Source organism: Lysinibacillus sp. fkY74-1 (genome assembly GCF_053165895.1).
The window spans coordinates 320,469-343,617 of record NZ_CP170173.1 but is presented as its reverse complement, the minus strand read 5'-3'; the positions used below and the strand labels follow the sequence as shown (position 1 = coordinate 343,617).

Here is a 23,149-nt window from a genome sequence, read left to right as displayed (position 1 = left end):
TTTTATTGTAAGCCTTTAATAATTAAAGAACGGACTGGCAGGAATTGCTCCCCTGTTTCACCATATTTGATAATAACCTCGTCACCTTCTTGTAAATAAATAGCTAAAGGTTCTGTTTCGGCACTTACTAAGTAATTTTCACCATTGCTTAATAAGAAAGAAATCGTCGTAAAATCACCAAGTCGTTCCTTGTAAACTCGGACAACTTTTCCGCTAGCCTGTTTCTCTTCTGCATTTGAACTACCATCTACCGTATTTCCTCCACGACTTAAAGCAGTTTTATATAGCTTCAGCGCTTCTCTTGGAGTAGTAGCGTAAACAGAAATTTCCGGATTGGCTGCTGACACGATGAAATAATTTTGTAAAAATCCATTTGAATCAAGCACCGCCGTTAGCCAGCTAGCTTCTCCATAAAAATTGTAGAGTACTGGCATTTCACCAGCCCATTTTTTCTCAATAAATTTCTTTTCGATAATTTGCAAATTCCCCTGTGAGTCCATATAGCTTGAATCTAGATTACCTGTGTAATAGGTTGCTTCCCCTGTTCTTGCATTCGTTAAGGAATAACCTAACATAGAATCTACGCCCTCTTTAGGACTTGTAAAATCTGTGAAGTAATACATATCGCCTTTTTCATCAAAAATAGGACTGACATTCGATTCTGTCCCTTCGTCCGAAGGAATTTTTACATCTTTTTTACCAAACATACTGTTCCAAAAACCATGAACATAATTACCGAAATAACTGTTCTGTAAGCTTACAGTCTCTGGTGAAACTGCACCATCAATAAAATCAGGTATAGCATCAAGCTTAACCACTTCCGACTTCCCTGTAAGTGCGTCGACCAAGACAATACCTTTTACATCAAAGCCATTACGCCCCGAAATAAATTCACCATATGAGCGAATGTAATAAGGCTTCCCTTCATCATCTACTTCAAGTTGTACATCTCCGTAGAATATAAGGAATGGATGTTGTAAACGAATATGACGTTCTAAATTGGCATTTAAATAGGCTGAAGGAACATATTTCATTTCCTCTTTTACAAATTTAGGATTATCTGCTGAATCTGTAGCACTCATAATAAAGTAACCAGGTGTTGTATCACCATTCATCCATTTAAAGAATCCAGAAAATTCAACTGGAGCGATATAAACATATTCACCTTTTACTTTTTGAATTTGTAAACGACCTAATTCATAATAGCTTGTATTCGGTACTTGCCCGAATGCCTTTTTCATTTTATTACGAGCAAATTTTGGTGGAACACTTGCAGGTGTCTGTGTCTCATCAAACGGCTTTAGCTCCACTTCTTCCTTCATCTCTGAAGACTTAAATTTCTCATTCGCGTTCCATAATGGTGCTGATAGAACATAGACTGCAACACCTAAGCTTGCTAAAAATAAAACACCTTTTATTTTTCGTTCAATGCCACTTGCTAGCATTGCACCAATTAACGTTAATAAAATAATAACTGGCCAGAAAACAAGCCAATTGACGTCAATTTTTGTTACATACAAAGTGAGTCCTGTTGCTAAAAACCCTAGCACAAAGACACCAATAAAAAAGTATCCAATCACCTTTCTAGATTTTCCATCTTCTCGCTTCTTAGTAATAAGCGGTGTTACTAACACACTCGCGATTATTGCAATGACTGCAGAAGCTAGTAGTAGCTTAGTCATTTGGTTCATCCTCTCCTAAAGCTTTCTGTCTTCTTATTTACGGTTACATACTAAAAAAGTTTCATACATAGGGTATATTAAAATACATGTCGGCGTCATTATGTTCAGATTATTTCAACCTCGCAGAAGGAGTCCCTTCGCCTCACAAAACATTTGCTGCATAGTTAAATAAAGGAATTCTATCAGAAAGAAAGAATTTCAATAGAAAAGGAGCTGAATATATTGGTTAAGAAATTATTCATGGCATTCATTATTTTATTTGGGTTGTATTATATTTTTCTTTTTTCCCATATTCCAGAAAGTTTACAACTAATCTTTAAAGTCATCCCTATGTTGTTGATGATTATTTTAGCGGCTATTCAAAAACGAGCACATATAAAAAAATATCAACTGCTGATTATCATAGGTCTAGTATTTTGTATGGTTGGTGACTATACACTGCAATGGTTTTTAGTTGGCCTAACTAGTTTTCTAATCGGTCATATCTTTTATATTTTTGCCTTCTCATCTGCAAACGAGCAACCGATACCCAGATGGGCCAAAATAATCTTATTACTTTACGGAGCAGGGATGGCCATTTGGATTGCAGGATCAGTTTTCAAAACTGGTGAAACGATTCTAGCTATCGCAGTAATCGCCTATATCGCAGTCATTTTAACGATGGGATGGACAGCAATTAAAACTGGCTCTAAATTCGCAACAATAGGTGCTTTGTTATTTATTGCCTCAGATTCCTATTTATCTATTAATAAATTTGTAATGCCACTACCTCTTTCTCATGAAGTAATTATGCTGACTTACTATAGTGCCCAATTACTAATAGCTTTAAGTATTCTTCAATATTCCGAAATCCGAAGTAAAGTGTTACAATAATTACACATACACATTAGGGGGCCATACTTATGAAAGAACAAGTAATTGAGCGGTTAATACGTTATGCAAAAATTGATACACAATCAGACTTCACAAGTGAAACTACACCTTCTACACCAAAACAATTTGATCTGTTACATGTTTTGAAAGATGAACTTGCTACTATAGGCTTAACAGACATTACATTAGATGAAAATGGCTATTTATTTGCGACGCTAGAAGCAAATACAGATAAAGACGTTCCAACTATCGGTTTTTTAGCACACGTGGACACAACTACGGATTTTACAGGAACAAATGTAAATCCGCAGCGCTTAGATAATTATGATGGTGGAGATATTCAGCTAAACGAAAACTTAGTAATGTCACCAGCTGATTTCCCTGAGCTTCAAAATTACATTGGTCAAACACTTATTACGACAGATGGTACGACATTGTTAGGAGCAGATGATAAGGCTGGTATTGCAGAAATTATAACAGCTATGGAGTACCTTATCCAAAACCCAAGTATTAAGCATGGTAAATTACGTGTGGCGTTTACACCTGATGAGGAAATCGGCCGTGGCCCACATAAATTTGATGTGGCTGCATTTGGAGCAGACTATGCCTATACAATGGATGGCGGACCATTAGGTGAACTACAATACGAAAGCTTCAATGCTGCTGGGGTAAAAGTGATAACAAAAGGAACAAGCGTCCATCCTGGATCTGCAAAAAATAAAATGGTCAACGCGATTACAATGGCTATTGCCTTCCAAAATGAAATGCCTACAGAGGCGGTTCCTGAAAAGACTGAAGGTTATGAAGGTTTCATTCATTTAATGGGCTTTAAAGGGGCTATCGAGCATGCAGAGCTATCATATATCGTTCGTGACCATGATCGTCAAAAGTTCGAAGAGAAGAAACAGTTAATGCAAGCTGCTGCAGCCAAAATTCAAGCTCAATTTGGTGAGGATGCTTTAAGCATTACTATTGAAGATCAATACTATAATATGGGTGAAAAAATAGAACCTGTAAAAGAAATCGTGGACATCGCTCGTGAGGCAATGGAAAAATTAGATATTACACCAATTACCTTACCTATACGTGGTGGTACTGACGGATCACAATTATCTTATATGGGCTTACCAACACCAAATATTTTTGCCGGTGGCGAAAATATGCATGGTAAATTTGAATATGTATCCGCTGAAACAATGGAAAAGGCAACACAAGTCATCATTGAAATCGTTCAGCTATTTGAACAACGGGCAAAATAGTTTACCTTGTGCCCAAGAAGTTTTTAAACAGAATTGAAAGATAACGGAGGAAGGTACTATCCTTTCTTCGTCATTTTCTCACTATTAATTACTGAATATTCTAATTACATAAATAATTTGAATTATGAGTCAAATCGAGGTGATCATTATGAAAGAAATTGCTATAGGCATAGTAGCTTCCCTTTTCTTTGCTGTAACATTTATTTTAAATCATGCCATGGAAATGCAAGGAGGTAGCTGGCTATGGAGTGCATCATTACGGTATTTTTTTATGCTACCCTTTTTACTTATCATTGTGTTTTATCGCAAAGGCTTTTCACAATTATCTAGCGAAATAAAAGCACAACCTACAGCTTGGCTTCTTTGGAGCTTTGTAGGATTTGTTTTATTCTATGCACCGTTAACTTATGCAGCAGCATTTGGTCCAGGCTGGCTGGTTTCTGGCACTTGGCAATTTACCATTGTTGCTGGTGTATTATTAGCTCCACTCTTTATGACCGTTATTGCAGAGAGAAAAGTACGTCAAAAAATACCCTTCATTTCACTTCTAATCTCTTGCGTCATATTAGTAGGTATTTTACTAATCCAAATACCTCAAGCACAATCAGTTTCGTTTAAAAGTTTAATGCTTGGAATTTTACCTGTCATCGTCGCTGCATTTGCTTATCCACTCGGCAATCGTAAAATGATGCACGTCTGTGGAGGGCGTATTGATACCTTCCAACGCGTTCTTGGTATGACAATCGCATCGATGCCAGCATGGATTATCATGGCTATTTATGCCCTGTTCACAGTCGGCCTTCCCTCCACAAGCCAGTTATTCCAATCATTACTTGTTGGTATTAGTTCAGGCGTCATTGCAACTATTTTATTTTTCATTGCAACAGATCGTGTGAGAGATCATCAGGGCAAACTAGCTGCTGTTGAAGCGACACAGTCAACAGAAATTCTTTTTGTCATTATTGGTGAAGTAATACTATTAGGTATACCATTCCCTAACTCAATTGCTCTCGCAGGTCTAGGCGTCATTATTGTCGGAATGCTACTGCACAGTTATTACACAATGATTCTAGGAAAAAAAAGGTCGGTCCAACAAACGCCTTCTGCCTAACAGCTCCGTAGCTGTATTAAAATAAAAGATAAAAAAAGACGACTCCATTCTATAATAGAAAGAGTCGTCTGAGATTTTCACGTTCCCAAAAAATGAGGGGGGTTTTAGGAGCGTAATCATGAACTAGCAAACTTCTGGAGAAAAGTAGCTAAAGTTCATCCTCTCTACACTGTATTGTAGTGGAGGAATAATCTTTATACGATAATGATAATCATTATCAATTAAATTGTCAACAATAATCTAATAATTTTTTTAAAAAGATTTTTTTAACGAGCGGCGATACTGCCATTGCTTCAGTTGAAAATATAAAAAACAGCCTATACAGAAACCAGCTATAGCAACGGAAGAAGCTACCGCTACCATTGCCGTAAAGATATGACCTACTACCTGCCAATTTAATAGATAGCCTAACAAGCCACCAGATAAACAAAAGCTAGCTATACTGGCATTAAATTTTTGTTGCTGCGCATCCTCTGGTATATAGGTAGATGGAGCTTTTTTAAGAAACAACCTCCCAAAACGAATAATAGGATTATAGTTACAGAATACTCCCATTAAATTTGCAACCAATGGAATGACTAAAACCCATATGGCTCCTGTTATCCATGTGACAAACACACTTAATAGAATCGTCCATTGATTAAGTCGTACCAGTGGTCTTGGAATCGCATTAGGCAATGACATTCTAAAACCCACCTTTCTTATATGTTTAATGTATTTTACTATATGGCATTCCATTTGTGAAGCAAAAATGATTACTTTATAATTGTATTAAGAAAGCTCTTAAGAAAAGGGGATCATCATGCCAGCTTTAACGATGGATCAAGTTCAACAATTAAATTCCTATAGTATTTATACAACAGAACCAAAACGAACGTTATTTACTTTAGCTGATATACATAAAGACTTTTACCATCCCGATTTTTTAAATCTCATGATGGGTATCACAGACGCCGCTACGGAGACTGCCGCAATTTCTCACTTCGCACGTCGCTATGGGATGTTTTTTGCTATGCAGCTTTATATGCTCGCCGCTTATGACGAGGTGTGGGATGGCAAGCCAATTGAATTACGCTTCGATGCTGCCAAGGAATTCAACAGCTTTACAGTCGCTATGTTTGTTAATCCAAATGATTGGCGCTATGTTGAAGAGGATGAACGTCAGACGGTCATTGAGAAAATCCTATACGACGGTCATGTGATTGTACAACAACTTCGAAAAGTGACTTCAATCTCCCCTCTTACTATATGGGAAAATTTCTTTGGCTATTTACTATGGCATTATCATATTTTACTTTCAAATCCCGGCTTAGCTGATCAAGCTATGGAGGATATAGAGATATTGGAGGACCCTAAAACATGGGCGCACTTCTCCAATAAATCTTGGTGGGCACAATATACAGGTGGTCTAAGTCCAACAAATTTAGTAAATGTTCCTGTCCGTAAATCTTGTTGTTTTTCGAAAGATATACCGGGATTAATGGCATGCGGATTTTGTCCAATGAAGAAATAATAGCACGACGAAAAAGCCTTACCTTCCACCAATACATGTGAAAGATAAGGCTTTTTATGTTATTTTTCGTATACTACAAACCAATCATTATTTTCCTCATACATAGACGTACCAATAAAGCCCTGCTTTAAAAGCTGCTGTTGAGCCGTTGTATCTCCCATGTTAATTACTTGTTGTTCTGTCAATAAAGGGAGCTCTTGACGTAAATCCTTATAGAATATATAGCGTAGTTTATCTACATATTTAATTTTTAATCCTTTAATAACGAGGTCTTGAGAGAACTTATCCTTTAAGCTCGGAATATTAAATGGCTTAACCGTTGAACAAACGTAATCGTATTTTTCCACATCGATGTTACTCATCACTACTGTTGCTAATGTTTTTTGTAGACCATAGCCACGGTATTTTGGTGACACATTGGAAATCTCCTGATATAAAACTCGATTAAATTCGTTTTCAGGAATTCCACAATCATACCCAAGATGCTCCTCATCAATAGGAGGATTTAATAGGGCACGGAAGGCAATCAATTTCTCTCCTGTGTAAGCACCTATCATCATACCTTGACCATTTAAAATATATTCGAATTCCTCGGTGCTCAAAGGCTGCAAGATGCTCTTGTCAGCTAAAGCTTCATAAACCTCCACCTGCAAGTCCTCGATTTGTTGTAAATGTTGAGTTGTTAACTCTGTGACAAAGAATGGAGTCTCCCCTAGCATACCTTCATATATTTTTTCCATATTTCGCCTCCTTAGGCTGTGACAACAGTTGAAAACTTGCATAATTCCTTCATAACAGCTTCATCTACGTCAATACCCAGCCCCGGTTGTTCATTTAAACAGATAAAAGGAACATCATAACGAAGATTACCCACGTCTTTCGAGAACTTCAATGGTCCTGTCAATTCAACACTTGTCATAATTTTCTTAGAAAATGCTACATGGAAACCTGCTGCAGAGCCAACTGAGGATTCAACCATGGAACCAACTTGACATTCTATACCTGCCATTTCTGCCATAACTGCTAGTTTCATGGCTGGATAGATGCCGCCACATTTCATTAATTTTATATTTACTTTATCTGCAGCACGCTTGGCGATGATTTCACGCATCTCACGTACTCCACGAATTCCCTCATCGATCATTAGAGGCACATCAGATTTCGACTTAATCTCTACCATTCCATCGATATCTTCACTATCAACAGGTTGCTCTAACCAATCAATATTTAATTCCTTCATCGCACGTAAGCCCTGTAAAGTAGTTGCAGCATTTCCCCACCCTTGGTTGACATCTACTCGGATGGCGATATCTTCACCCACTTGCTTTCTTACTGCTTTAATACGAGCAACATCACGGGTTACCTCTGTACCTACCTTCATTTTAAATGAACGGTACCCCATTTCTACACGCTTAGCAGCCTCTTCAGCCATTGCCTCGGGCGTTCCAATACTTAACACATGTGTGATAGGGAATTTTTCATGATAACGCCCACCTAAAAGCTGATACACAGGAACCCCCAATGCTTTTCCAGCTATATCAAAGCAAGCAATATCAATAGCTGCTTTTGCTGCCGGAACATCTTTCACAACCTTATTCATTTTATCGTGCAATTTTTCAAAGGCCAACGGATCTTCACCAATAACAGCAGGTGCAAGATGATGTTGAAGCACAGCATATGTGCTTTCCCAAGTTTCACCTGTAACATGTTCATCAGGAACCGCTTCTCCATACCCCACAATACCAGTATCAGTTGTTACTTTTAAAATAATAGAAGGCATTGTATCATATGTAGCATAACTAATGATAAACGGATCAATTAGCGGTAAATGTATAGCATAAATTTCTACTTGTTGGATTTTCATAATAATCAGTCTCCTTCGTTGTTATATATGTCGCTAATACGTCGCTAAATATTTAAAAAAATAGAAAAGGAACGATGCCCATGTCTACGAAAATAGCGATTATTTGTTCTCAAGCATTTATGAAGCGTATTATTAGTATCGCACAAAATATAGACAATATTCAATTAGAATTTTATCTTTACAGTCACCCCTCTGAGGCGCCAGCTTTAATGAAGCAAATTAAACCCTGTGATGCTCTTTTATTCGGAGGAACATTACCCTTTTTACATGCTCAATCTCTCCTCTCGGAACTACCAATACCTTGGAATTACATTAAACAAGATGAAACAACTATCTCTACAACTCTATTATCACTAGTAGCTAAACATGCTGTACCAATCAATAGAATTTCGATTGATGTAATGAATCCAGCATTTGTAGATAATGTTCTAGCAGGAATTGAATATATGGGTCCGAAGCCACATATTCAACATATTTCTATTACAGAACCAACAGAACATATATTAAAGCGTCACATTGCGTTGTGGAATACCAAAACTATAGATTTCGTAATTACAAGTATCCACAGTGTTTTTGATACATTACAAGCACAGAAAATACCTGCCATGCGCATGATAGATGCCACGAATTCGATTATTCAATGTCTCGAAGAAACCAAAACCAAATCGCTGTTAACAAAATCCGAATCATTTAAGGCCGTAGTTGGATTTTTTGAGACTCCTACTGATTCTTTCATCGATTCAGCTATTTTAAATCAAATTGCGAAGGCTACCTTTTCAACGTATAAACAAATTTCATCGCATACCTTTGAGCTCTATACAACTGCTGGACATTTACAAAATGCACTCGAAAAGGAAGCTTTAGAAGAGCTAATTAAACAAATAGAAATACCATTTAAACTAGCCTTCGGGTATGGACACTCTATTTTAGAAGCCACCCAAAATGCCCAGCATGCCTTAACATTTTCAAAACCGTTTGAAATTTATATACTAGATGAACATAAAAATCTATTGGGTCCCTTTCCAAAATCAGAAGGTAAATTATCTTTAAAAACAGATGATCCTTATGTATTACAAATGGCCAAACTGACAAACTTAAGTCCATTAAATATCTCTAAAATCATCAATTTTAGTCATGAAAGGCAATCTGCACAATTTACATCGCAGAATCTTTCAGAATATCTACAGGTTACTAGACGTACAACTGAGCGTATTATTAAAAAATTAGTAGATCAAGGTTATGCAAAGGTCGTTGGCGAAGAAATGACACATCAACAAGGTAGACCTCGCACCATTTATGAATTAAATTTCGCCACCTATTAACCAACTATATAAAAGGAATTCTCGTAAATGCTGAGCATCTACGAGAATTCTTATGATTAATCAACCATTACCATATTATCAGTGTTTTCCATCTCTTGTTCCTTTTTACGTTTCTCTGCTTCTGCTATTTCTTCTGGTGTTAATTTAACAATAGCAAATCCAATGTATCCATAAATAATGGAAATAATAGGTACCATGAAATTAAGAATAGCATATGGTGCATACTCCATAGCGCCTACACCCAATGTCGCTAAAATAAACACACCACAAGTATTCCATGGGAAGAAAACAGATGTTAATGTTCCCCCATCTTCTAAAGCACGAGATAGATTTTTAGAATGTAGGCCTCGTTGCTGATAGACACCTGCAAACATACGTGAAGGGACTACAATTGAAATGTATTGCTCTGAGCACGTTGCATTCGTTGTGACACACGCTGCAATTGTCGAAGCAATAAGACTACCTGTAGATTTAGCAAACTTCACAATTACATTCATCAGAGCTTTCAACATGCCTGAATACTCTAGAATCCCACCGAATGTCATCGCTACAATGGTCATTGAAACCGTATTCATCATAGAATCTAAACCACCACGGTTAAATAATTCATCTACCATGTGATTACCTGTCGAGATTTCAAATCCAGCTTGTAATGCTTGTACAGCACTTGCAGCTGAACCACCCTGTACAAAAATCTGTAGTAAGAAGCCGGAAACAATCCCAATAATTAAAGCTGGAATTGCTGGAACTTTTTTAGCTACTAAAACAATAACACCCACTGGTACAAGTAAGAGTAAAGGAGAGATAACAAAGCTTTCATCCATTACTTTTAACGTTGTTAAGATTTCTTCCGATTTCATCGAAACATCTGCAAATTTTCTACCCAAAAATCCGAAAACAACCAGTGAAATAATTAACGCTGGAATCGTTGTATAAAGCATATGCTTAATATGTTCAAATAAATTAGTACCTGTTAAACCAGCTGCCAGATTCGTTGTATCTGATAATGGTGACATTTTATCACCAAAGTAAGAACCTGAAATAACTGCCCCGGCGATCATAGCCGCTGGAATACCCATACTTAAACCAATACCCATGCCTGCGACACCGATTGTCGCCATTGTCGACCACGAACTACCAATAGCTAGTGACACGATTGAACATAACAGCATAATCGTTACTAAAAACCACGCTGGAGATATTAATTTTAAGCCATAGAAAATCATCGTTGCTACGACTCCGCCGCCAATCCATGCTCCAATTGTCAAACCTACTAAAATAATAATGACAATGGCAGGTAATGCCAAACGTATCCCCTTATACATCATTTCTTCAATTTCAGACCATTTGTATCCATGCATTTTGGCAACAATTGCTGCTACAGTTGTGCCAACAAGAAGAGGTACGTGAGGACTTTGCTCTAAAACAACTACTGTAATCAACATAGTAATGATCATAACTGCAAAAGTTAGTAGTGCCCAGCCCGCATTAATATCCTTTTTCATTCTTCCATCCCCTTTTTTTGCACCAAATCCCTTTTCGGTTTTTCAAAGACGCAAATAATTTTTTACGTTTTTTAGCTTAATATTCAAAAAATTAAAAGTCAACGCAAAAAAATTATGCCTCTCTAGCAAATCTCTTTGTTTTAGGGCAATAAAACGCTTTCAAGTAGCAATAAGAAGCCTCGAAAAACCCTTGAATATCCATGCATTTCAGGGAATTCCCATGCAAAAAAAGCTATATGAAAAAATCATTGCATTTTTCACATAGCTAAAAAAATATTTTTTTATTCAGGTTTTTTTTCTAATACGCAAGCAAGTACTTTAGCAGCATCAATTAAGGCACTACGATCAAATGTCATTTTAGGGTGATGTAATCCTGGTGTTAAGTTTGCCCCAATGCCAATCATTGCCGCTTTTAATTCTGGCTTCTTTACCGTATAAAAATGGAAATCGTCACTACCTGGGGTCGTTATTTCATCTGCTAAATATTGTTCGCCCAATGTTTCAACAATTGCCTCTTTCGCCATTTTTGCAGCAATTGCTGAAACTTCCGCACCTGGTGTGAAATCAACCCACTTCCAATCCATATCTATTTCAAACTGCTGCTGAATTGCTTTTAAACCAGACTCAATTTTGCTACGAAGTAATTCAAGTTGGTGATTATGCTGTGCTCGAATGTCCATCGAGAAACTAGCATTTCCTGGAATGATATTTGTACTACCTCCATCAGCAATAATTTTTGTTAACTTTGCAGAATGTGGCTCAAAAGGCGATAGATGAATACTGTTTAACATTTGTTGGACAGCCATAATGACATCAATGGCATTTTTACCTTGATGTGGTCTCGCCCCATGTGCATCAATCCCCTGAATAGCCCCTTCTAGAAAATAGGCAGCACCATGATGAATAGCTGGTGAAACTTTACCGAGAGGTAGTTCTTCAATAGGTCTTAAATGTACACCAAATAAATGTGATACCCCATCAACCGCTCCTCGATCAAAAGCAGCACATGCACCATTCCCTAATTCCTCGGCAGGCTGGAAAATAAAACGGACACGATGTTGCAATGATTGATCTTTAAGTAGTAATAATGCCCCAAGCACCATGGTCATATTAGCATCATGACCACAAGAATGATTCGCCTGCCATTCCCCATCCACTTCTTGCCACAAAGCATCAATATCAGCACGCACCGCAACAACTTCTTCACCTGCTCCAATTTCTGCAATTAATCCCGGGACATCCCCCAGCAGACGATAAGAAACATTTAATTCTTCTAATATTGACGCTAATTTTTTTGTTGTCTCGAACTCCTTCCAGCTCACTTCTGGATAATTGTGAAAATGCTCGAACCATTGATACATTGTTTCTTCTAATGTTATAGCTTTTGACATAACGACACCTCTATACGCATTTTTGCTTTACATTATACATGAATCCTTTTTATAAAAGTATATACGCAGTAAGACCCATTAATATGAAAAAGCTTAATAAATTTATATGCTATTTAAAACTGCCTAAGACATAAATAAATAGGCTATGTTAAAAGTTGTTATCTCTTTCAACATAGCCCATCATGTATTCATTATAAACTTGTAAAAAACCCTTCAGGATATTCCTCATATTGCACCATCGCTAATGGCTCCTCATTTTTTTCTTCCTCTTCCTTTAGATCATATTCTTGATCCATTAGGTATGTCTCAAATTTTGAATTTAACAATTTACCCATTGTAGCACCCCCCTTTTATTTAATTGAATTTTCTGATAAAAGAATTATACAATAGGATTTCGATAAAATGCAATAAATTATACTCATTATGCATTAAAAATATAAAACCAATCTCTATTTTAGAACAATCAACACATTATAATTTCCAACAAATTACAATAAAATCAAAAATTTGCTCATTAATAGCTGACAGAAATTTGTTAGCCAGCTATTAATAGAGCAGATGTATATTGTATAAAATCAAAAATTTACGATATTGTCACACCTGTTTTTCCATTCGTATGATCATTATCACTGCCTTTTTTATTTGATAATACTTGAATTACAAACATGATAACAAAGATGCCTAAACCTACCCAGTCCGAGAATTTCTCTGGATAAATAAGTAATAGACCAGTGGCTATCCCTACTATTCTTTCAAACCAATACAGTTTACGGTACCAATACCCAATAACACCCGAACCGATGGCAACCATTCCTGTAATAGCAGTAAATACAACCCATATTATCTGTGGTACTGTCGTATCAATCATTAGTAAAGACGGTGAAAAGACAATCATATACGGTATAATAAATGCCGCAATAGCAAGCTTGGCTGAATTAACTCCTGTTTTAATAGGATCCCCACCTGAAATCCCTGAGGCTGCAAAGGCGGCTAAAGCTACAGGTGGTGTAATATCTGCAATAATTCCAAAGTAGAACACAAAGAAGTGAGCCGATAGTAATACAACTACTGGCACTAACTCTTGCGGTGTGTTAGGTGATAATAATGCTACAATGGCTGGAGCTGCAATTGTGGATGTAATCACATAATTTGCGGTAGTTGGTGCACCCATACCAAGTATAAGGGAGGCAATCATCACGAAAATTAATGTCAAAATAATACTACCACCAGCCAAAGCTACTAAACTATTGGCTAGACTTAAACCAAGCCCTGTTTTGACAACAACCCCTACAATAATTCCTGCACAAGCTGTTGCTGCCACTACACCTAACGCAGTACGAGCGCCTTCCACCAATGCATCTATCACATCCATCGGTTTAAGCCGTGTCTCCTTATTAAACATTGCAACCCCAATCGAAATAATGATTCCGTACAACGCTGCATGCATAACAGGTGTCCCCGTCAACATTAGCACGATAATCGCAATAATCGGTAATAGAAGATAAATTTTCTTAAAAACTTCTTTTCGGTTTGGCATTTGATCATCTCTAAGACCTTTTAAACCAACTCGTTTTGCTTCAAAGTGCGTCATAATCCAAATACCTGTAAAATATAGAAGTGCTGGAATAGCTGCCGCTTTCGCTATATCCCAATAGGTAATGCCACGACCAATAAACTCTACCATTAGGAAAGCCGCTGCCCCCATAATTGGTGGCATTAGCTGACCACCCGTTGACGCTGCCGCTTCAACTGCACCTGCAAATTCTTTACGATAGCCTAGTTTTTTCATCATTGGAATCGTATAGGAGCCTGATGTTACGACATTGGCTACAGAGCTTCCCGAAATAGTACCTTGTAGTGCACTTGAAAAGACTGCTACTTTTGCTGGGCCTCCTATTAATTTACCTGCCAATGAAACGGCTAGATCATTAAAGTACTGACCGACCCCCGTTTTTACTAGAAAAGCTCCAAAGAGTAAAAATACAAATATAAAAGTGGCTGACACACTAATCGGTGTGCCAAAAATTCCATCTGTTGTAAAATACATAAGGTTTACAATACTCTCTAAATCCTGTCCTCTATGTGCCATAAATGCCGGAAAATATGGACCATAGTAAGCATAAATTAAGAAACAAGCTGCAATAATCGTAATTGGTATCCCAACGGCACGACGAGCGGCTTCAAGCACTAATACAACAGCGATAAGACCTACAATAAAATCCATTTGTGTGATGGAGCCATTGCGATTCACAAGCTCAGTATAGTTTAAAGACCAGTACGACCCTACTCCCACTGAAAGCAAAGCCAATAAATAATCAAACCATGCAATTTTGTACTTTGGTGCTTTTTTACGAGCAGGAAATAGTAGAAAAATAAGTGTCAAACCAAAGCCTAAATGGATGGTACGTTGAATTTGTGCTGGGAATTGCCCGAAAATGGCTGTATAAAGTTGAAACAAAGAGAATGCTAAAAGACCATAGAAAATGACATGCCTCATAATACCTGTTACAGCTCTTACGTTGGATTCAATATCATATTTTTCTAATATAGCTTGTTGCTCTTCAGCAGAAATTTGCTCGAATTCTTCTACTCTTTCTTTCTTTGCTTTTTCCTGTGTTGTCATTTCATTCTTACTCCTTTCCACTGTTCGTATAGTGATAGGTGCCTGATTTCAAATAAATAGGATTTTCCCCTTTGTAAATCTTTTTTTAAATCATATTCCACGTCTTCGTAGTTGAATACCAGGTCTAAACCCAAATCGCCAATTAAAATGGTAAAATTGTCAATTTCACGATGGTCATCAAATTGAAGAACGTATTTGCCGTCCCTTTCTATAAACGTTTGGCCCTCCTCGGCATAGCCTGGCATACCTATTGCTAAATCTTCATATTCCATCTCTAACATCTGAATACGATTTCCCTTAACATATTGATAGGATTCGTATACATCTGAATTATGTATGGAGTGGGTATATCTAATTTGAAATTTTTCACTTTCAGTAATTGGTATGTAGTGCACTCTCGGATTTGCCATGCGCGTTTCTGTAAAGCTGAATACCTTTTGAAATGGAAGAATAACTACAATAATTAAGCAGAAGATTACTAAAACTACTGTAATACTAACTTTCCCCTGTTGCATTTCATCCTTCTCCCCACTTTAAAAGCTACTCGCCTATACTTCACCGTATAGTAGGAAAAAGACTCGAAGCTTTACGCAATCCGAGCCCCCTTCATATTTTAGTAATCGTTTTGTCTATTTTTTCTCATCAAAGTACTTTTGAGCGCCTGGATGAATGTCAATACTAATTCCATCTAAACCTGTTTCAGCTTTGATAAATCTACCTTTATCATGAGAGATTTTATCAGTATTATCATAGATAGCTTTTGTCATAGCATAGACAACATCCTCTGGTAGTTCCTTTTTCACGGCTAACATAGCAAGAACTGAAACTGTTTCTGTATCTTCTGCAATTCCATAAGTCCCTGCTTTTACTGTATCCTTTGCATAATAAGGATATTTAGCAATTAATTCATCTGCTTTACCTGCATCTACACCAACAATATTTACTTTCGTTGTAGCATTTAACGCTTCAACTGCACCTGTTGGCGTACCTGCAGTAATAAATGCCGCATCAATTTGGCCTGATTGAAGACCATCTGTTGACTCCCCAAAATCTAAATTTTGAGCTTTGATATCATCCATCGTTAAGCCGTGAATCTCCAGTAATTGCTCGGCATTCGCATAAGTACCTGAACCAGGTGCCCCTACAGACACTTTTTTCCCTTTTAAATCCGCATAAGTCTTAATGCCTGTTGCTTCTGTAGTAACTAATTGTACTGTTTCAGGATAAAGAGCACCTAAAGCTGAAATTGTATCAATTTTCTTTCCATCGAACATTAACTTTCCTTCCGTAGCATAGTAAGCAATATCCGTTTGAACAAATGCAATTTCGCCTTTACCTTCTTGCAAAGCAGTCATATTAGCAGCAGATGCCTGAGACACCTCAGCAGTTGTTTTGATATCCGTTTCTGTCGTAATTAAATCAGCAAATGTACCGCCAAGTGCATAGTAAGTACCTTGTGTTCCACCAGTTAATAAGCTTAAAAATTTGGGCTTTTCAGATGACTCCGAAGCGTTCTCGTTCGTATCCTTAGAGCCACTTCCCCCATCTGACCCACATGCAGCTAAAATCATTAGTGCAAACGCACTTAATAATAGCAACCATTTAAATTGTGTCTTTTTCATAGTATTTTCCCCCTCTGTATAATAGTAAAGGCAATCTACTTAAAATTATCAAATTTAGTATTATTATGTCAATTAGTTTATAGTAAATTCTGAATTTTATGTTTATGCACCCCTTTATAAACTTCATTGATATTCATCAGCAGTTTATTATTTAATTAACCTATTTTTATCTATAAAAAACCTTTAATTTCTAAGTTCAAGACTCTCCCCTTATGTATTAAAACTGTATATGAATGATGAAATCAAAAAACTGCATCCAATAGTGGATACAGTTTTTTACATATTTCTTCTATTGAATGACACCACAAGCAATTCTTGCCCCTGAATTACCTGCTGGATCTGTTTTATAATCATCTGCTGACTCATGAATAACGATGGAACTACCATCACTGTCTAACAAAGAATTTGGCTGATCTTTTTGTAGTGTTAGCCCTTCTGCTAAGAAGTTTAAATCGACATTGCCATCGTCACCAACCTCTAGATTTGGTAAATCCCCTAAATGATAACCATTGGGATTTAACTTACCATGCTCTTTCTTGGTCGGATTAAAGTGCGAACCAGCCGATTCAAATTTAGGGGGCTCACACTTCCCTACTTCATGAATATGAATTCCATGTGTACCTGGGGGTAGTCCTGTTAATGCCAGTGTCATCATAACACCATTATCTTCTTCCTGAAAATACGCATTCCCATAGCTTTCGTTATTTGCACCAATTACTTTTGCAGTAGCTGTTAAGGGGGATGACGCATTTACTTGTACTTTTTCTTCTTTCTTATCAAAGAAACCACAACCACCCACTAAAACTAATAAAGAAAGGCTAATTAAGCTTGTTTTTTTCATAAAAATACCTCCTCTTATTTCTGATGGTTTCCAAGTTAATCAATAGTTATGCACTTCTTATAAATTTTACCGAGGTTGTTACATGCACAAAAGGGACTTCTCTAATGAGAAATCCCTTCATTATTTAGTCTAAAATTTTTACGGTTACAGTTTTGACGCCCCACTGAAGAGCCTGTCCCTCGGTAGGAATAAATACATCAATTTTATTTCCCTTAATAGCTCCACCCGTGTCAGCCGCAATCGCTTCACCATAGCCTTCAACCCATACCTTTGAACCAAGTGGAATGACACGAGGATCAACTGCAATTACCTTTAAGTTTGGATTGGATCGAATATCCGTTCCATTCGCTGTAATTCCTGAGCAACCTTCACAATATGCTGTATAGGCAGTAGCACGCATTGTTAACGTTCTTCCAGAACCATTTGATGGAGCACTCACAGGTTTTGTTTTTGCTGTTGTAGCAGCCTTAGGTGTAACTGCTTCGGATGTTTTAGGTTTCGGTTTAGCAGCCGAAGCTTTTATAGCTATTGATTCACCAGCAAAGATTAAATCTGTAGCAAGGTTATTCCATGCTTTTAGTTCATCTACTGTTATATCGTTTTTACGTGCGATTGAAAATAATGTGTCACCACCTTTTATGACATATTCATCTTCCAATGTTTTTTCTGTATTTGATGTATCCTTCACTAAATCTTGCTCTGGATAAAACCATAACGAGTCCATTTCTGTAAATTGTTGAAATTCTCCAACAGTTAAATTATAAATTTGAGGGAGTGCCCACAATATATTGCCGGAATTGTCTTTCGCAGAGGAAGGACTGGCATATAGGCTCAAACCAACGGTCAAAGTTACTGCTAAAGCTAAAGCTTTCTTCTTCATGTTTAGTAATACCTCCAATATTTTATTATTTTTTGCAAGTCTGCCGTTAGCACGCTAGAGTTAAATAATCTAGTATGCAATCAACAGTAAGCTCGCAAATTAATAACTCAGGGCTATCTGCCTGATATTAGGAATTATTACTATAAAAACGGAAAATTATACAATTTCGATTATTTTTTTAGCAAATTGTCCAATTAGATGGAAAATAATCATTGTTTAGACTAGTATTTTTTATATTAGATATTTACTATTTAAGGGCAATAGAAGAGATAAATATTGGAAATTAATCCAGAAGATAATCGTAAGTAACATACAAGGAATCTAAATAGTCTGCTGCCCTTCAATCTGGACAATTTATCTCAGCAGCCAGTCTCTACACATCTGTACAAGGTTAGTTATCTCAATCTAATAACCTCTAGACTGGAATGGAAAGGTCTTGTTTTATTGTGATTCGGGCGATATTGGTGGACGATGAGCCTTTAGCACTTGTCAGTATGAATAAACACTTGCAAGAATTTGATAGGATTGAGGTTATTGAAACTTTTACATCTGTAAAAGAACTCCTTATCGAGGGACCGAACTTAGACTTTCAAGTAGCATTTCTAGATATTGAAATGCCAAGTATGAATGGATTAGAGATTGCGGAATTATTAACATCGTGGAATCATAGCATCTATATTGTTTTTGTTACTGCTTATCGAGACTATGCTGTGCAAGCCTTCGAGCTACCATCAATTGATTACCTGTTAAAGCCTGCTTCAACATCTCGCTTAGCAACGACTATTTATAGAATTGAGGAACTACTTCACCCAAAAATAACGTCCTTACCAACATTATGTCATTCAGCACCGTTGTTAAAAATAAAATGCTTCGGAGAATTTGTTGTTTCCTATGAGGGAAAACCTCTTCATCGTATTTAAAACGAAAGAATTGTTTGCATTGCTGTTTTCACATCTTAATCCCCCTGTTTCTCGTGATACTATTATTGATAATTTTGGGGTTATACTGAATTTAATAAAGCAAGGGTTCAATAGCATATCACTCTTTCATATCTTCGCTCCTCTCTTTCAGCATATGGCTTTTTAGAGGTAATCGTATACGAACGGGAGTTATATTTTAACACTAGACAATATTGAATGTGATGCTATTGATTTAGAGATTATTTTGAATAAAAAAGAACAAATTGAAAAATTAGATATTAAAAGGGCTGAAGCACTTCTTCAAAATTATCGTGGGGAATTTATGGCAACGATGGCCTATCCATGGATAGCTAGCAAAGTTAATTTGATGAATAAATTATTTACTCAATTCCTGAAAGAACTCGCCCATTATTGTGAACAAATATAGGTTGTCAAAAATCTAGAACGAACGTTACTTATAGCTCTAGAGTTAAATCCGTATTCTGATCAAGCTGTCCAGGGATTAATCAAGCACTATTCTAATATTGGGAACCGTGCAGAGGCTATAAAGATTTATAACTCTTTTCAACATACTCAATTGTCTTGAATGCTTTGCCTATGCAGGAAACAACCAATCTTTTTCAAATCATTTCAGAACAAGAGTGACGAAAAAGAGCATGCTAGTGTAGAAAGCTAGCATGCTTTTACTCATGATTTAATAATCATTTGTCTCATATTCCTTACTACGCATAAACAGTTTCTTCCTGATTGTTTAGCTTTATACAGAGCATGATCTGCAATTTCTATCAATTGATTTGGGCTCTGTACATTCGGTGTAAAGGCAGTAATTCCGGCAGACATCGTAACGGGTCTACCACACGCAGTTTCCTGTAAGGCTTGTTTAACCCGCAAGCTTTCTGCTAGTTCTACCGCTTCATCTATACTCCTTGAAGGCAAAATAATCATAAACTCTTCTCCACCATATCTGAAGCACATACCTTGCTCCCCCATATTAAGCTGCATATGATGAGCAAAGGCTTTTAATACTTCATCCCCTACGGTATGACCATACGTATCGTTTATACTTTTAAAATCATCTAAATCAATTAGTATTACCGCATGCGGAACTTTATTAATAATTAATTCATGGAGAGTTTGATCCATTATTCTGCGATTCGGAATACCTGTTAATGAGTCAACATTTAATTGCTCCGTTAAATCAGTAATTTTACTTTCTGCGCAAATCATCATATTTTGTACGCTTCTTTTCAGTATCTTTGCTTCATAATACCAATCAGCAATTTGTTCCTTCTCCTGCCCGTTTTCCCCAGCTTCTATCATCGTTGAAAGTTCATTTAGGGGGCGTACTATTTTTAAAACTAGCCATATAGCGAGCACTAATACTACAGCAATGACTAAAATAATCGGGACAATAATCTTTTTTAAAAACAGGCTAAAAGGAATAACCTTTTCATTTGTAGCCTCTTCCTTCAGCAAGCCCTCTAGATAGCCGTCCTTCATTGCCGAAGATTCCTTTACGTATGTATCTTGCATTACACGTTGATTTTCCATCAAAATTTCATTAAAACTTTGATAGCTACTCCAAATACTAACACTAGACGTCGCGAGTACAACCATTATTGTCATACTAACAATAAGAAATGATAACTTTAACTTGAATTTACCCACAATAGATCATTTCTCCCATTGAGATGATTTTTTCGTTAAATCTTATCTATGTTTTAACTTAAACTTTATTTAATATATCTATTTAATCATCATACGCCATACTTCTTAAAGAAAACTTAACAGCTGGGCATTTTTTACTTTAATGAGAAAAGCGCTTGAATTCAAAGAAAACATACATCTTAATTAGTTCTTTCTGTTCATTCTTAAAGTATTCTTTATAATTCTAAAGGTCTAACAAGGAGTTTAACCTTAAATAGCTTCAAGTAAGTTTGTGGTAGCTCTTTTTTTATGTTCCAGGGTACAATTCTTCTATAAGATTTATGGAATCAGGGTACATTATAAAGTAAAGAATGAGGGAAGGGTCGATAAAAATGTACAAGATATACATAGTAGAGGACGATAGCAATATAGCTTCACTGATTGTCGAACATTTATCGAAATATCAGTTTGAATGCCATGCAGTGCAACAATTTCAGCACATCATAGAAGAATTTAATGACATCCAACCACATTTAGTCATTATGGATATAAATCTCCCCATCTTTGATGGATATTATTGGTCACGTAAAATTCGTCAGCTTTCCATTTGTCCTATCATCATTGTCTCTGCTAGAGTCAACGATATCGATCAAGTATACGGTATCGAAAATGGTGCTGATGACTTTATTACTAAGCCATTTTCGCTAGATGTCTTTATGGCAAAGGTTAATGGTTTACTTCGGCGTACATATGGTGAGTATGCTTCCTTCGATACGTCTACCATTACAATAGCCAATACTACATTAAACCCAGACACTGTCCGTCTCCAAACAAATAGCCATGAAAGCCTGTTAACATTAAAAGAAATGCAGCTTAGTAAGCTATTATTCGAAGCCTACCCAAATGTTGTAGCTCGTCAAAAACTATTAAGTGCTATTTGGGATGATGAAACCTTTGTGGAGGAAAACACCTTATCTGTAAACATTGGTCGACTACGAAGAAAATTGGAAGCTATCCACTCACAGCTTGAAATTAAAACCATTCGTGGTCTAGGCTATCAACTTGTGGAGGAGAGAAAATGAAGCTGTTTTTTAAAGATCATGTGAGTATTATTATTCTTTATTGTATTAGCTTCCTTCTCTTACCTTGGATGATTCAAGCATTAGATGATTTAACATCGCATTATTTTTATTTTATTTTTCTCGTTAGCTTTCTGTTTATCCTTTGGTTTGTAGGCCGTTATTACCGAAGAAGACGACTATATACACACTTAGAAAAAGTTGATCTGTCAAAGGAAGACCTTCATCTGTATGAGCCCCAAGCATCGATGGAACAAGCCTATAGTGAAAAACTAAGACAAATGCAATATCTATATTTAACGCAACAGCAACAATTAATAGAGCAAGCAGAGGAAAAGCACCTTGTATTATCACATTTTGCTCATCAAATGAAAACACCGTTATCTGTCATTCAATTAATTACACAATCAGCGTCCTTCAAAACTTCGAACGAATTACAGCAATGGCAAACAATCAGCAAGGAGTGTGATAAGCTGGCATTTACACTCAATCAGCTATTAACGTATGAGCGAAGTTCAAATTTAGTAGCTGATTTAAAAATTGAGCCTATTGTTTTAAAAGAGCTTGTAAAAGAAGTTATTAATGATTTGAAGGATTATTTTATTACAAAAGAAGTTTTCCCAAAATTAACGCTTACAGAAAATCAAATGATTTACTCCGATCGTAAATGGTTAAAGGTTGTCCTTTATCAAGTATTAAATAATGCTGTCAAATACAGTGAAGTAGAAAGCACTATTCATATTGATTATGACAACGACACTTTGCACATAGATAACCGTGGTGAGACAATCCCTACTAGCGAAATTGCACGTGTCTTTGATTTGTTTTATACAGGTAAAAAGGGACGAACAAATGGAGAAGCAACAGGCATAGGATTATTTTTAGTGAAAAAGGTTTTAACTATACTAAACCATCCGTTCACCTTACAATCCTCACATGATCACACTACGTTTTCCATCAATTTCTCAAGCAGTCTTATAAAATGAATATGACAACTTTGTCATATTCCCGTCATCA

At 36.5% G+C, this 23,149-nt stretch carries 22 protein-coding genes; 9 read left to right on the top strand and 13 right to left on the bottom strand.

All coding sequences use genetic code 11. The annotated features are described in order from the left end of the window. Positions 1-2: 2 nt before the first annotated feature. Positions 3-1,682 carry a hypothetical protein gene (locus tag ACE1MS_RS01700; protein ID WP_200990819.1) on the bottom strand — a complete coding sequence of 560 codons (1,680 nt, stop codon included), beginning with the start codon at positions 1,680-1,682 and terminating at the stop codon, positions 3-5. A gap of 222 nt (positions 1,683-1,904) precedes the next feature. Here ACE1MS_RS01700 and ACE1MS_RS01695 point away from each other — a divergent pair, with 222 nt between their 5' ends. The 3 genes from ACE1MS_RS01695 to ACE1MS_RS01685 all read left to right on the top strand — a co-directional run bounded on the left by ACE1MS_RS01695 (position 1,905) and on the right by ACE1MS_RS01685 (position 4,925). Further along, positions 1,905-2,555 carry a lysoplasmalogenase gene (locus ACE1MS_RS01695; RefSeq protein ID WP_036160673.1) on the top strand — a complete coding sequence of 217 codons (651 nt, stop codon included), beginning with the start codon at positions 1,905-1,907 and terminating at the stop codon, positions 2,553-2,555. 29 nt (positions 2,556-2,584) lie between these two features. Continuing rightward, the gene (gene pepT, locus ACE1MS_RS01690) at positions 2,585-3,814 is read left to right on the top strand and encodes a peptidase T (protein WP_012292598.1); all 1,230 of its coding nucleotides are present in this window, start codon (positions 2,585-2,587) and stop codon (positions 3,812-3,814) included. 148 nt (positions 3,815-3,962) lie between these two features. Beyond that, positions 3,963-4,925 (top strand): DMT family transporter, encoded by a 963-nt coding sequence (locus ACE1MS_RS01685; protein WP_031418364.1) that lies wholly within the window; start codon positions 3,963-3,965, stop codon positions 4,923-4,925. Positions 4,926-5,177: 252 nt separating this feature from the next. On the opposite strand, the gene ACE1MS_RS01680 is transcribed toward ACE1MS_RS01685, so the two are convergent. Then, positions 5,178-5,609, bottom strand: coding sequence for a DUF4395 domain-containing protein (locus tag ACE1MS_RS01680; RefSeq protein ID WP_036160667.1), 432 nt, complete (start codon positions 5,607-5,609; stop codon positions 5,178-5,180). Positions 5,610-5,727: 118 nt separating this feature from the next. On the opposite strand from ACE1MS_RS01680, the gene ACE1MS_RS01675 reads away from it, so the two are divergent. Next, positions 5,728-6,438 (top strand): Fe-S oxidoreductase, encoded by a 711-nt coding sequence (locus tag ACE1MS_RS01675; RefSeq protein WP_031418362.1) that lies wholly within the window; start codon positions 5,728-5,730, stop codon positions 6,436-6,438. Positions 6,439-6,497: 59 nt separating this feature from the next. On the opposite strand, the gene ACE1MS_RS01670 is transcribed toward ACE1MS_RS01675, so the two are convergent. Both ACE1MS_RS01670 and ACE1MS_RS01665 read right to left on the bottom strand, forming a co-directional pair. Further along, positions 6,498-7,178, bottom strand: a complete 681-nt coding sequence (locus tag ACE1MS_RS01670) for a hypothetical protein (protein WP_012292594.1) — start codon at positions 7,176-7,178, stop codon at positions 6,498-6,500. 11 nt (positions 7,179-7,189) lie between these two features. Next, positions 7,190-8,302: a mandelate racemase/muconate lactonizing enzyme family protein gene (locus tag ACE1MS_RS01665; protein ID WP_012292593.1), complete on the bottom strand. Its 1,113-nt coding sequence runs from the start codon at positions 8,300-8,302 to the stop codon at positions 7,190-7,192. Between the two features lie 80 nt (positions 8,303-8,382). Here ACE1MS_RS01665 and ACE1MS_RS01660 point away from each other — a divergent pair, with 80 nt between their 5' ends. Next, positions 8,383-9,624 carry a hypothetical protein gene (locus tag ACE1MS_RS01660; RefSeq protein WP_447402655.1) on the top strand — a complete coding sequence of 414 codons (1,242 nt, stop codon included), beginning with the start codon at positions 8,383-8,385 and terminating at the stop codon, positions 9,622-9,624. A gap of 56 nt (positions 9,625-9,680) precedes the next feature. Here ACE1MS_RS01660 and nhaC read toward each other — a convergent pair whose 3' ends face one another. The 8 genes from nhaC to ACE1MS_RS01620 all read right to left on the bottom strand — a co-directional run bounded on the left by nhaC (position 9,681) and on the right by ACE1MS_RS01620 (position 18,486). After that, complete coding sequence (gene nhaC, locus ACE1MS_RS01655) at positions 9,681-11,129, bottom strand: Na+/H+ antiporter NhaC (RefSeq protein ID WP_012292591.1); 1,449 nt, start codon at positions 11,127-11,129, stop codon at positions 9,681-9,683. Between the two features lie 281 nt (positions 11,130-11,410). Continuing rightward, the gene (locus ACE1MS_RS01650) at positions 11,411-12,520 is read right to left on the bottom strand and encodes an amidohydrolase (RefSeq protein WP_012292590.1); all 1,110 of its coding nucleotides are present in this window, start codon (positions 12,518-12,520) and stop codon (positions 11,411-11,413) included. A gap of 191 nt (positions 12,521-12,711) precedes the next feature. Then, positions 12,712-12,855, bottom strand: a complete 144-nt coding sequence (locus ACE1MS_RS01645) for a hypothetical protein (protein ID WP_012292589.1) — start codon at positions 12,853-12,855, stop codon at positions 12,712-12,714. A gap of 248 nt (positions 12,856-13,103) precedes the next feature. Then, complete coding sequence (locus tag ACE1MS_RS01640) at positions 13,104-15,143, bottom strand: TRAP transporter permease (protein WP_012292588.1); 2,040 nt, start codon at positions 15,141-15,143, stop codon at positions 13,104-13,106. Next, complete coding sequence (locus tag ACE1MS_RS01635; protein WP_012292587.1) at positions 15,140-15,658, bottom strand: DUF1850 domain-containing protein; 519 nt, start codon at positions 15,656-15,658, stop codon at positions 15,140-15,142. Before ACE1MS_RS01635 ends, ACE1MS_RS01640 begins: the two co-directional genes overlap by 4 nt. Before the next feature lie 114 nt (positions 15,659-15,772). After that, positions 15,773-16,765: a TAXI family TRAP transporter solute-binding subunit gene (locus ACE1MS_RS01630; RefSeq protein WP_031418354.1), complete on the bottom strand. Its 993-nt coding sequence runs from the start codon at positions 16,763-16,765 to the stop codon at positions 15,773-15,775. A 289-nt stretch (positions 16,766-17,054) separates the two neighbouring features. Then, positions 17,055-17,606, bottom strand: a complete 552-nt coding sequence (locus ACE1MS_RS01625; RefSeq protein ID WP_012292584.1) for a superoxide dismutase family protein — start codon at positions 17,604-17,606, stop codon at positions 17,055-17,057. Between the two features lie 124 nt (positions 17,607-17,730). Further along, on the bottom strand, positions 17,731-18,486 hold the full coding sequence (locus ACE1MS_RS01620) for a 3D domain-containing protein (RefSeq protein WP_031418351.1): 756 nt from the start codon (positions 18,484-18,486) through the stop codon (positions 17,731-17,733). 464 nt (positions 18,487-18,950) lie between these two features. On the opposite strand from ACE1MS_RS01620, the gene ACE1MS_RS01615 reads away from it, so the two are divergent. Beyond that, a complete protein-coding gene (locus ACE1MS_RS01615; RefSeq protein WP_012292582.1) occupies positions 18,951-19,406 on the top strand; it encodes a LytR/AlgR family response regulator transcription factor in 456 nt (151 codons plus the stop codon). A 244-nt stretch (positions 19,407-19,650) separates the two neighbouring features. Continuing rightward, on the top strand, positions 19,651-19,833 hold the full coding sequence (locus ACE1MS_RS01610; protein WP_012292581.1) for a hypothetical protein: 183 nt from the start codon (positions 19,651-19,653) through the stop codon (positions 19,831-19,833). A gap of 260 nt (positions 19,834-20,093) precedes the next feature. Here ACE1MS_RS01610 and ACE1MS_RS01605 read toward each other — a convergent pair whose 3' ends face one another. Further along, a complete protein-coding gene (locus tag ACE1MS_RS01605; RefSeq protein ID WP_036166676.1) occupies positions 20,094-21,074 on the bottom strand; it encodes a GGDEF domain-containing protein in 981 nt (326 codons plus the stop codon). Between the two features lie 371 nt (positions 21,075-21,445). On the opposite strand from ACE1MS_RS01605, the gene ACE1MS_RS01600 reads away from it, so the two are divergent. Beyond that, positions 21,446-22,135 carry a response regulator transcription factor gene (locus tag ACE1MS_RS01600; protein WP_031418350.1) on the top strand — a complete coding sequence of 230 codons (690 nt, stop codon included), beginning with the start codon at positions 21,446-21,448 and terminating at the stop codon, positions 22,133-22,135. Continuing rightward, complete coding sequence (locus ACE1MS_RS01595; protein WP_012292578.1) at positions 22,132-23,118, top strand: sensor histidine kinase; 987 nt, start codon at positions 22,132-22,134, stop codon at positions 23,116-23,118. The genes ACE1MS_RS01600 and ACE1MS_RS01595 overlap by 4 nt, the downstream gene beginning before the upstream one ends. The last annotated feature ends 31 nt before the right edge of the window (positions 23,119-23,149 follow it).

Coding starts and splice junctions, on each gene's coding strand:
- pepT (WP_012292598.1), top strand. CDS start 2,585: ATGAAAGAACAAGTAATTGAGCGGTTAATACGTTATGCAAAAATTGAT.
- nhaC (WP_012292591.1), bottom strand. CDS start 11,129: ATGAAAAAGGATATTAATGCGGGCTGGGCACTACTAACTTTTGCAGTT.
- ACE1MS_RS01595 (WP_012292578.1), top strand. CDS start 22,132: ATGAAGCTGTTTTTTAAAGATCATGTGAGTATTATTATTCTTTATTGT.
- ACE1MS_RS01680 (WP_036160667.1), bottom strand. CDS start 5,609: ATGTCATTGCCTAATGCGATTCCAAGACCACTGGTACGACTTAATCAA.
- ACE1MS_RS01650 (WP_012292590.1), bottom strand. CDS start 12,520: ATGTCAAAAGCTATAACATTAGAAGAAACAATGTATCAATGGTTCGAG.
- ACE1MS_RS01700 (WP_200990819.1), bottom strand. CDS start 1,682: ATGACTAAGCTACTACTAGCTTCTGCAGTCATTGCAATAATCGCGAGT.
- ACE1MS_RS01665 (WP_012292593.1), bottom strand. CDS start 8,302: ATGAAAATCCAACAAGTAGAAATTTATGCTATACATTTACCGCTAATT.
- ACE1MS_RS01635 (WP_012292587.1), bottom strand. CDS start 15,658: ATGCAACAGGGGAAAGTTAGTATTACAGTAGTTTTAGTAATCTTCTGC.
- ACE1MS_RS01675 (WP_031418362.1), top strand. CDS start 5,728: ATGCCAGCTTTAACGATGGATCAAGTTCAACAATTAAATTCCTATAGT.
- ACE1MS_RS01645 (WP_012292589.1), bottom strand. CDS start 12,855: ATGGGTAAATTGTTAAATTCAAAATTTGAGACATACCTAATGGATCAA.
- ACE1MS_RS01630 (WP_031418354.1), bottom strand. CDS start 16,765: ATGAAAAAGACACAATTTAAATGGTTGCTATTATTAAGTGCGTTTGCA.
- ACE1MS_RS01685 (WP_031418364.1), top strand. CDS start 3,963: ATGAAAGAAATTGCTATAGGCATAGTAGCTTCCCTTTTCTTTGCTGTA.
- ACE1MS_RS01640 (WP_012292588.1), bottom strand. CDS start 15,143: ATGACAACACAGGAAAAAGCAAAGAAAGAAAGAGTAGAAGAATTCGAG.
- ACE1MS_RS01620 (WP_031418351.1), bottom strand. CDS start 18,486: ATGAAGAAGAAAGCTTTAGCTTTAGCAGTAACTTTGACCGTTGGTTTG.
- ACE1MS_RS01600 (WP_031418350.1), top strand. CDS start 21,446: ATGTACAAGATATACATAGTAGAGGACGATAGCAATATAGCTTCACTG.
- ACE1MS_RS01660 (WP_447402655.1), top strand. CDS start 8,383: ATGTCTACGAAAATAGCGATTATTTGTTCTCAAGCATTTATGAAGCGT.
- ACE1MS_RS01625 (WP_012292584.1), bottom strand. CDS start 17,606: ATGAAAAAAACAAGCTTAATTAGCCTTTCTTTATTAGTTTTAGTGGGT.
- ACE1MS_RS01670 (WP_012292594.1), bottom strand. CDS start 7,178: ATGGAAAAAATATATGAAGGTATGCTAGGGGAGACTCCATTCTTTGTC.